Below are 283 nucleotides of genomic sequence, written 5' to 3'. Positions count from 1 at the left end.
GGTTGATAATAACGAGGATCAAATATGTATTTACGACCAGACGAGGTGGCGCGCGTACTTGAAAAAGTCGGTTTTACTGTCGATGTGGTAACCCAGAAAGCGTATGGTTACCGCCGAGGGGAAAATTATGTCTATGTTAATCGCGAAGCGCGAATGGGACGTACCGCTCTGGTAATTCATCCAACATTAAAAGAACGCAGTTCGACACTGGCTGAACCCGCTTCCGATATTAAAACTTGCGATCATTACCAGCAATTTCCGCTCTATTTAGCAGGCGAGCGAC

Annotated in this window: 1 protein-coding gene; it reads left to right on the top strand. The window is 46.3% G+C overall.

Annotation, left to right across the window (positions count from 1 at the left end):
- Positions 1 to 24: 24 nt before the first annotated feature.
- Positions 25 to 283 (top strand): YgaC family protein (locus SB756_RS29435; protein WP_020234232.1); only part of this gene is annotated, 259 nt, incomplete at its 3' end.

Source organism: Pseudomonas sp. SIMBA_068, assembly GCF_046534705.1.
GTDB lineage: Bacteria > Pseudomonadota > Gammaproteobacteria > Pseudomonadales > Pseudomonadaceae > Aquipseudomonas > Aquipseudomonas putida.
The sequence above is the reverse complement of the archived record's forward strand: the minus strand, read 5'-3'. Positions and strand labels throughout refer to the sequence as shown.